The 9,498-nt window shown below is 43.7% G+C and carries 9 protein-coding genes; 3 read left to right on the forward strand and 6 right to left on the reverse strand.

The genetic code is table 11. From position 1 onward, the window contains the following. The coding region (locus AC4II3_RS20870) for a Calx-beta domain-containing protein (RefSeq protein WP_488010412.1) at positions 1-2,105 on the forward strand (2,105 nt) is incomplete at its 5' end. Positions 2,106-2,312: 207 nt separating this feature from the next. Here AC4II3_RS20870 and AC4II3_RS20875 read toward each other — a convergent pair. Beyond that, complete coding sequence (locus AC4II3_RS20875) at positions 2,313-2,744, reverse strand: VOC family protein (RefSeq protein ID WP_488010411.1); 432 nt, start codon at positions 2,742-2,744, stop codon at positions 2,313-2,315. Between the two features lie 378 nt (positions 2,745-3,122). Between AC4II3_RS20875 and AC4II3_RS20880 the strand changes: the two genes are divergently transcribed. After that, positions 3,123-3,881: a TIGR00297 family protein gene (locus tag AC4II3_RS20880; protein ID WP_488010410.1), complete on the forward strand. Its 759-nt coding sequence runs from the start codon at positions 3,123-3,125 to the stop codon at positions 3,879-3,881. Positions 3,882-4,044: 163 nt separating this feature from the next. Here AC4II3_RS20880 and hetR read toward each other — a convergent pair whose 3' ends face one another. The 3 genes from hetR to AC4II3_RS20895 all read right to left on the reverse strand — a co-directional run bounded on the left by hetR (position 4,045) and on the right by AC4II3_RS20895 (position 6,748). Then, positions 4,045-4,944: a heterocyst differentiation master regulator HetR gene (gene hetR, locus AC4II3_RS20885; RefSeq protein ID WP_488010409.1), complete on the reverse strand. Its 900-nt coding sequence runs from the start codon at positions 4,942-4,944 to the stop codon at positions 4,045-4,047. Between the two features lie 294 nt (positions 4,945-5,238). Further along, positions 5,239-5,484, reverse strand: a complete 246-nt coding sequence (locus tag AC4II3_RS20890) for a hypothetical protein (protein ID WP_488010408.1) — start codon at positions 5,482-5,484, stop codon at positions 5,239-5,241. Positions 5,485-5,956: 472 nt separating this feature from the next. Beyond that, positions 5,957-6,748 carry a phosphate/phosphite/phosphonate ABC transporter substrate-binding protein gene (locus tag AC4II3_RS20895; protein ID WP_488010407.1) on the reverse strand — a complete coding sequence of 264 codons (792 nt, stop codon included), beginning with the start codon at positions 6,746-6,748 and terminating at the stop codon, positions 5,957-5,959. Between the two features lie 132 nt (positions 6,749-6,880). Here AC4II3_RS20895 and AC4II3_RS20900 point away from each other — a divergent pair, with 132 nt between their 5' ends. Continuing rightward, the gene (locus AC4II3_RS20900) at positions 6,881-7,783 is read left to right on the forward strand and encodes a c-type heme family protein (RefSeq protein ID WP_488010406.1); all 903 of its coding nucleotides are present in this window, start codon (positions 6,881-6,883) and stop codon (positions 7,781-7,783) included. A gap of 58 nt (positions 7,784-7,841) precedes the next feature. Here AC4II3_RS20900 and AC4II3_RS20905 read toward each other — a convergent pair whose 3' ends face one another. Both AC4II3_RS20905 and AC4II3_RS20910 read right to left on the reverse strand, forming a co-directional pair. Beyond that, entirely contained in the window at positions 7,842-9,113 is a 1,272-nt protein-coding gene (locus AC4II3_RS20905) for a serine/threonine protein kinase (RefSeq protein ID WP_488010405.1), read from the reverse strand. Positions 9,114-9,268: 155 nt separating this feature from the next. After that, positions 9,269-9,498, reverse strand: a 230-nt coding sequence (locus tag AC4II3_RS20910; RefSeq protein ID WP_488010404.1) for a hypothetical protein, incomplete at its 5' end; no start/stop codon positions are given.

Below are 9,498 nucleotides of genomic sequence, written 5' to 3' on the forward strand. Positions count from 1 at the left end.
TCAGCTACGAGATTACCAGCAGTGGGGATTTAGACAAATATCCTGAGAATCTCGAAATCCCAGCCAGCCAGATCACCATTACTGATAATGACGCAGATGATGTTGGTCAAGTTCTGATCAGCGAGATTTCTGGTCTCACGGAAGGGGGAGAGCCTGGCACTTATACCATTGCTCTTGACACTGAGCCAGCGGGAGCAGTAGAAATCAAGATTATGGCGGATGAGGACAGTGAAATCAGTCTCGATGGGCAGACCTTCTCCACAGAAGTGATGGTGACCCTAGAGGATACTACTCCCACAACCATTACGGTAATGGCGGTGGATGACGATTTCCTCGAAGGTGACCATAATACCACCATCAGCTACGAGATTACCAGCACTGGGGATGAGGTCAAATATCCTGAGACTCTCAATATCCCATCCACCGAGATTACCATCACTGATAATGAGAGTGTTACCACAACCCCAGAGATTATCATCAGTGAGAGCCCGATACTATTTGAGGGTGGTACTGGTATCTACACTGTTGCGTTAACTAAGACTCCCACTGGTGAAGTAGAAATTACCATCAAAGCTGATGATCAAACTGAAATCAGTTTAGATGGAAGTACCTTTGCTTCAGAGCAAGTGCTTACCTTCAATGAGGCAAAACTTCAAACTATCACAGTGCGAGGGCTGGATGATCAAGAGGTTGAAGGGGATCATGAGAGTACCATCAGCCACGAGATTACCCAATCCGAGGACACTGTCAACTATCCCCTGGGCGATGTTGGGTTAGTCACTGCCAGTATTTTTGATAATGACATCCCCATTGTCACGATCACTGCTAGTGACCTTGAGGCAGCGGAAAAAGACCAAGACCCAGGCAGCATCACCATCACTCGTTCTGGAGACACGACTGAAGAACTCACTGTCAATTACATGACCTTTGGTAGCACTGCTACCGCAGATGACTACAGTGAAACCCTCAATGGATCAGTCACTATTGCCGCTGGTGAGTCCTCGGTTGAGCTGAAAATCACTCCAGAAATCGATTTCCTAATCGACGAAGGTGATGAAACGGTTAACCTGATTTTAAACACCAGCCAGGACTATAACTTAGTTGGCAACACTTTTGCTCAGATTACCATTGCTGATGACACCTCGTCAGTTCCTGACAACAGTACCAGGTTTGTCTGGAATAATCCACTCACAGGAGATCATATCCTGTGGAAGATAGATGCTACTAAGCAGGTAACTACAGTTACCCTTCCTACATTGGATCTCAATTTCGAAATTCAAGGTAGTGGAGACCTTAATGGCAACGGTGACAACCAAGATGTTTTCTTGCTGAACACAGTAACCGGAGCTATTCAATACTGGCAAGTGCAAGGTGAGGAAATCAACGAGGTGGTGGTTGATACCGGTGAGGTCAACCTCCTGGAATGGGAAATCCAAGAGTTTGCTGACTTTGACGGTGATTCCAAAGATGATATTCTCGCCTACAAGGCAGATACTGGAGAAGTTGCTATCTTGACAATAGATGGTGAGACACTGGTGAATCAGGGGATCCTTGAACGGGATGGTCAGCCTTTACTGATAACGCCAGACACTGGATGGCAAATCCAGGGTGCCGGGAACTTCAATGGTGATGATGGTCCAGATCAGATTCTCTGGCACAACCAGAATACTGGAGAGGTTGGCATATGGGAGATAGATGGCAACGAACTAGCGGATGCTGCATTTGTTACACGAAACAATGAGCCTGTACTAGCACCATCATCAACTGGATGGCAAATCGAAGGTGTGGCCGACTTCACCGGCGATGGCCAACAGCAGATTCTCTGGTACAACTCGGATAATGGATACATTGCCACATGGCAGATGTCTAATAAGGAACTAGTGGAAGGTGCTATCATTACACGGGATGGTCAGCCCTTATCAATACTACCTTCAGAGGGATGGACCATTCAGGGTGTTGCAGACGTAAATCAGGACGGCCAGTATGATATCCTCTGGAACAACGATGATACTATTGCTGTTTGGGAGTTGGATGGCTCTGAATTGACCAATGCAATGCTCATCGAGCAGCAACCCGAGGCTGGCTTCACCCCCAACCTTATCTAAGCTATACGGCACAGGGTGATAACTTGAACTGATTAAACATCAGAACTACCACCCTAAAACAGCGGAATAGGTATCAGTAGTTCCAGTGAGCTGAGCCGAAAAAACCCCTTACTGAAGTAAGGGGTTTTTCTAGTTTTATCAATCTCCCTGTTAATCAACCCTTCTTGGGTGTGTTTCCCGTTTTAGAATTGCTGAAAAGGATTTGGCTTAAACGCGATCGCCAATTTCTGCCAACTCACGTCCACCAAAAATTGCTGAACTATCAGAGTAGAACTTAAACTCCATTAAGTTATAAAATGGATCTTGGAGGAAGAAGGTGCGATGCTCTGTAAGTTGACCAGGAAAGCGGGTCTTGGGTTGCTCGTAGAAGGGTAATTGTTTTTGTTGAGCACTCGACAGTAAGGCTTCCCAATCAGCATCGGATGTAAAAACTAACCCGAAATGTCGAGGATAAATACCCCGCTGAGGTGTCAGGGGTTCTTTGGTTAGGTGAGCTACGAGTTGATGACCGTATAAATTCAGAATCACGGCATGGCGAGATTCTCTACCAATTTCGCAGCCAAGTCCATCACCGTAGTAGATTTTAGTTTTCTCAATGTCGGTAACGGGAAATGCGAGATGAAATAGGACTGGTTTCATAAGTTGTGGTTTGAAGGCAAAAGGGTTGTAGGTTATAATTGTATGTTTTGAGGTTTTAAAGTTGTTCGCGTAGCGTGGCCTTTGGCCAAGGTTTTAAAGTTTGACGGTTTTAAAGTTTGACGCTTGTTCGCCCTTGGCGTTTTGTTTAGGGTCAGTTGTTCTTGCTCAGGAGTTCATTTTAGGGTAGTTTCAAGGTTTTGAAGAAATTCAACTTTATTTAAGAATCTGACCTAATCTTTTATCCGGTTAGTTAAGTAGTGTGCTTTGTTGTTGGTTTTTTGGATAATGGAGAATAGGGAATGACTGGTGGAGTAATGGCTCGGAAGCAATTACAATTACCAATTAACAATTACCAATTATTACTATAACTATTTGGCTATGCTTGATGATAGTCTTTCTTTAAATCCTTGGCTAGTTGCTGTTGGAGTGAACACAGTTTTCCTGGCCATGGTATGGATTGCTCCCAAAAAGTTACTCACTCCTGCTGGGATCGTCCACGCTTGGATATTAGGGGTACTGATTTGGGGTACTCTGAGCTGGCCAGGTTACACAGTAGTCGGATTTTACTTTTTGGTAGGGTCTGGTGTCACCCGCATTGGGATGGCGCAAAAGGAAGCAGCAGGAATTGCGGAAAAGCGTTCCGGTGCTAGGGGACCAGAGAATGTTTGGGGTTCAGCACTGACTGGAGCGATTTGTGCCTTGGGTACCCTACTAGTGGATGCTCCTTACCAGGAGTTATTGTTACTAGGCTATGTCGCTAGTTTTGCTACTAAGCTGTCCGATACCACTGCCAGTGAGGTGGGTAAGGCTTACGGCAAACGGACTTTCCTGATTACTACCTTACAGCCAGTAGCCCGGGGAACAGAAGGAGCTGTAAGTCTTGAGGGAACCCTAGCTGGAGTAATTGCATCAGCTGCGATCGCATTTGTGGGTTGGGGCGTTGGTTTGGTTAACTTGACAGGAGTATTTTTCTGTGTTATTGCTGCCTTCATCGCTACCAATCTGGAGAGTGTGATTGGTGCGACACTACAATCTAAATTGGAATGGCTGACCAATGAAGTCGTGAATATTATTAATACGATGATTGGTGCGATCGCTGTTGTGCTCTTAGCTCTAGCATGGCAGTGGATGAGCTAGGTATGAAGAATGAAGCATGAAGTGTTAAGTGTTCAGTCTGAAACATTAAGGATGAAAACATACAACAAGCTCAAGCAACTAATACATCTAATAAATTGAGATAGCGTTAGACTTCCGACTTCCGAGTTTCCACTTCATAGCTTCATACTTCTTACTTCATAATTTATTCAGATTGTGGTCCAAAGACCATCTGTAGAACCATTGGTTCACCACCTTCCCGGTGATACCTATCTGCCCACTGGCGGATAATTTCATCTAACTCTTCCATGGCCTGATTGATTTTCTCTGGCGGGATATCTAGTTCCTCCAACCCTCGCATGACTTGCGGCTGACGCTCTGCCCAGTTTCTAATTAACCGGAAGTATCGCGCTGTTTCCTCAATCATGGTGTAGGTGCGGGCTTTGTCATCTACTGGCGAGTAAGATGCACTGGTTAGAGCGTAGTAGGGTAAGCCACCGGTGTGATCGATTCTGGTGACAGTTCCTGAATAGGTTAAGCGACGCTTGATGTGTTCAGCTAGAGCTTCACTCAATGGCAGACGTCGCTTTGGTGGTAAGTCTTCTTGGGATCTCCGATGCAGAAATTCTATTAATTCAAAGAATTGTAAGGAATTGATGATCTGGGCATCCGGCAGGTGATCTGGCAGCTTCATCTCAAGATTGCGCTTTTCTTCCAGGTCAAGGCTGGTGCCATTGATACGAGATTGCCCTGGTTGCCAGGGATAGTGTTCCATCCAGACATAGGGAAACTGAATCAGATAGCGAGGTTCCTGAGACCCCAACATCTTGAGCAGTTTCCCTTCTGTTAACGCTTGTCGAACTTCCTCAACAATGACCTTTACCCGCTTTGGCTCAATGTGATGCAAATGCCCAGTCATGCGGATATTGCCATCTTGCTCCAGATAGGTCATGTAGATGGCACATTTGGCAGCGGTTGCTGCTGCATCTAGAAACGCCCCATGTCGGTGTCCACTCGTCCGCAGGGCGCTGAAAGCCAGGTATAGCATGATCTGATCCATTGCACTGGGGCTTAGGGTTTTGATCAGATCGGATTGGTTGATCATCTTAGGGGCAATCACATCTACTTCCGTTGGTTATCAAGCTTATTTATTTTCATTTTTCCACACTAGGACTAACTCACTGTCATCGAAGAAAGTGAGCTGAGGTTGCTTGGTAGAAAATTGACGAATTAAGAGGCACCCTAATCATGTCTTTTCCAATATATTATATAAAATAAGCCAAGTACAAGTAAACTATATTGAATTGGCACTTTCCCACTGTAGCCCGCTACTCGTACCCAACAGTGGGATTGAAATGCAGCCAGATATGCCCTCAAACTGAATCGAGTCAGTTGACTCTCACACAGGATACACACGTCCGCTACCACGATGAGCGATCAGGGTAGTCGGAATTACTGGTGATGAGACAAATTTGTGGTTTTCTTTTCTCCCATAAGAAAAAATTTGTCCTGTTTGCTCTACTACACTGGGACAATCATTACTATAGTTTAGTGTTGCATTTGAGCCATGGGCAATCATCGGTAAATTAACCCCAAACCAGATGGTTAAAACAGTAAGTAAAGCAATAGGAGTGTAAATTTTCATAACCGAATCCGTATCAATGTTCCTCTAATTACTGATACGGTTTGCTCGCTAATGGTTCAGGAAAAAATATAAACTATAAGCGAATTTTAAAAAAAATACCGATATTATAAATTAGTGTTTAAATTCTTTAGTCAAAAAAAAACTAGTTGACTAAATTGTGTCACTCTAGCGACTGTAATCCTTATCCGATAAAGATTAGTATCATATTAATAACTGTTTATTTACCGCCCTGACTGTTGTTGAGCGAATTTTGATGGCAATTACCTTTCCTAAAAAGCAGGATAGGGAATCCTGGGGATTAGAGGTCTTTTAATAACTGCAAACTTGCTAAGTAGGCAAAGCCGATTACCTAGCAACCATTAACATTTGCAACCGCTTATGTAGCCATCCTAAATTATTTGTTAAAAATCCCTAATGGCAATATAATATATGCTCTTCCGTTACTGCCGGTCTCTCCCCTTGTTTGGAAGTTTTATAACTCCAATGGAAGGCTGTATAAAGGAGCAGGTTTTTCTTGAATCCGTTCGGCAATCGGTCTAACCTTCTGAACCACATCAATTAAGTAATCATAATCAGGTGCTTTAGCATTGGGGATGTATCCTACTGATGCTGCCATGCTGCTGGAGGCAGATTCTAGTGCCTTGTGGATCTCCTGTTGTAGATTTCTCTCGACTGTTGGTCCGATCAGGATAGAACCACTGGGAATTTTATGAGAATCTATATATAAAATCCGGAACCTAGTCTGACTAAAGTCTAGGCGGTAGCGTTCCAACTCTTCTAAAGACAAAGCTCCAGCGACTACCTCCTCAGAGGCAATCCACTCTAAGACTTGTTTTGGTGTGGGGGCAAAACGCACTTCTGCTAGGGTCAGACCATAGAGATTGTAGATTGGCAGATAATATCCTGTGGCAGAACCAGGTTGACCTAAAGCAATGACTTTACCCGCTAGTTCAGTCAAGTCTTGGATTGGGCTTTCGAGTTCTACTACGATGACTGAGCGTGACTTTGTCACTCCTTCGAGAGGTAGCACTGGTATGTACTGTGCCTCAGCAATGGCAATGGCTGCTAAACCAGGAGGAGCAAACAGGATAGACAACTTGCTCTGCTTAATCAAATTTAGTGCTCTGCGCTCGTTGTAAATCGGTTCTAATTCTATAATCATCTTAAGTCGAGCACCAAGATATTCGATTAGCTTTGAGTATGGCTGTATAAAGCGATCGCTTTCCCCGTAACTTACGATCCCAATACTTAATTTACCTAGCATAGGGGTATCGGGTGAGTTACAAGCTGTAAAAATCAATATAAGATTCAACAAGAATAGACGGCGGGAAAACATAATTAATTACCTTAAAAACTAAAACAGCTGTGGCACTCATGATACTATGGGAGATTGCTAATGTTAAAAAAACTTAATTTAGGAATCAAGCTCAACTTACTACTGCTATTCATTTTTATAGGACTTGTACTGACTGGTGGCTTAGTTTTGTCTCAACTTTTAAAAGGCTATGCGGAAAAAGTGGTAACTGACCAAGCCCTAATTCTGATCGAAACCATGGGTTCGGTACGGGAGTATACCAATAATCAAGTGAATCCAGAATTAGCTGATCGACTGGAAAATGAAGACCGATTTTTACCTCAAACAGTACCTGCTTATTCAGCTCGGGAAGTTTTTGAAAATTTACGTAAACGTGAGAAATATGGGGATTTTTTCTATAAAGAAGCGACGCTTAATCCAACTAATCTCAGAGATAAGGCTGATAGTTTCGAGACCAAAATTGTGGAGAGTTTTCGACAGCAGCCAGAGCTAACAGAAAAAACCGGTTTTCGCTCTCTTCCTAGTGGAAAAATTTTTTATGTTGCCCGTCCTCTCGCCATTTCTGAAAAAAGCTGTTTACGATGCCATAGTACTCCTGAAGCCGCCCCTGCTAGCCAAATTGCTAGCTACGGTGATGACCATGGTTTTGGTTGGAAGCTCGATGAAATTGTTGGTGCCAAAATTGTATCAGTTCCAGCGTTTAAAATCTTTAATTCGGCTAAGCAGTTACAGGGATTGGTGATTGGGATTATTAGTGTTTTTTTCCTGGTAGGCATCTTGCTGATTAATGGTTTCCTCAAGGTATCGGTGACCACACCTCTTAAGCAGATGGCTCAATTAGCTAAGGAAGTTAGTACTGGCAATATGGCTGGAGAATTTGACCATGATTCAGAGGACGAAATCGGTATACTTGCCAAATCTCTGAATCGGATGAAAGTTAGTTTAGAAATGGCGATGAATATGCTAAATTCAGAAACTAATTAGTAATATAAAATTAGTAATTTATTGCTTCGTTGATGACTGAATGATTACTAATGATTACTTATAACTGACCCGATGACAGTAAACGCCGTTGAAAGTCTTGGGCATATTTTTGATTGGGAATTTTTTGAGATAAAGCTTCTACAAATTCTTGGGCGGAAGAGTTAGGATTCTGGACAAGAGTACGCTGGCAGACAATGGTAGCCATCGGACCAATTAACTCAGCGAGTTCCTGTTGGCAAAGAGCTACAAAATTGGGGTCTAGTAAATTACTATTCCGATTAGGGGCAGAAGAAATTGGCAGTGGTGTAGGACTAACCCAGGGTTGAGTTGTACTGGCTGGCCGTCTTGGGGAAGAACCATTACTGATTCTTGACTGATGGCTTTTTGTTTCTTTGGAGGCTTGGCTAGTTTTGGTATGGAAAGGTATCTTGGTGGGATACAATGCATTGTTAATAGCTACTAACTGGTGATAAATTTCTTCAGCAGTTTGGGGACGCTGATTGGGTAAACGAGCCATCAGATAGTCGAGGAAATCTGCCAGTTGTGGCACAATATTGGGAACAGTGTCACGCCAGCTTAAGTGATCAGTATAGGTTTCATAAAATTGACTCGGGTCTTGACCAGTGAGTAGATAAACAAAGGTGCGCCCCAAAGCAAAAAAGTCTGATTGGGGGACTGCCTGACCGTTCAGCTGCTCTAATGGGGTATACCCTGCGGAAACTACCCCTGTTACCATACTAGTGGCTTTTTTCGTCACAAAGGTAACCGTGATTTCCCGGGCAGTGCCAAAGTCAATTAACACCAGTTGTCCATCTGTCCTGAGCATAATGTTAGAGGGCTTGATATCCCGATGGAAAAAGTTATGACTGTGTACTGCCTGTAAGATGCTAGCTAGCTGGATCAGCCACCGAATGGCAATTTTTTGGTCAATGGGAGCACCCCGCTTTTGGATGTATTGCTTTAGATTCAATCCTTCAATCTTTTCCATCACCAGACAATGAACTGGCTCGTCGCTATCTCTGGGGTAGACTGTGAAGTAGGCATCAGGTTCTACTTTGGGAATGCCACTATTCTCTAGTCGGGCGAGGACTTCGGCTTCTCTTTGGAATAGTTCAATATACTTGGAACTATTCTTAATTAGAATTTTCAGAACTCTAGGGTTGCCTTGACGATCAACAATTTCATAGGTTTTGCCAAAACCGCCACTTCCCAGTTGAGTGATCACTCGATAGCGCCCTTCCAGCAACAACTCAGAATTACAACTCTGACAAAATAGTTCACTGTCAGGGTTGCGGGGATTTGAGCAGTTGGGATTAATGCACAGACTCATCTGAAGCACGCTGGTACAGGACTTAGGAATCGAATCAGTAGAGTTCTAGCAACAGTCAATTTTTACTAGGTATCTATATCTACTTATCTGGTCAGCTGTGGAAATTTATGCACCCACCATGGCACAACAAGTTTGACATATGCTATTTTAAATGTCTATGTGGATTTTAGGTTTCCAAGCTGACGAGATGGTTGTTTGGTTGTTCGCGTAGCGTGGCCTTTTGGCCAAGGTTGTTTGGTTGTTCGCGTAGCGTGGCCTATTGGCCAAGGTTGCATGGTTGTTCCCGTAGCGTGGCCTATTGGCCAAGGTGGTTTGGTTGAAGGTTTAATCACCTGTAACCTGTAACCTGTAACCTGTAACCTGTAACCTGTAACCTGTAACCTGT

The organism is Moorena sp. (assembly GCF_982860115.1).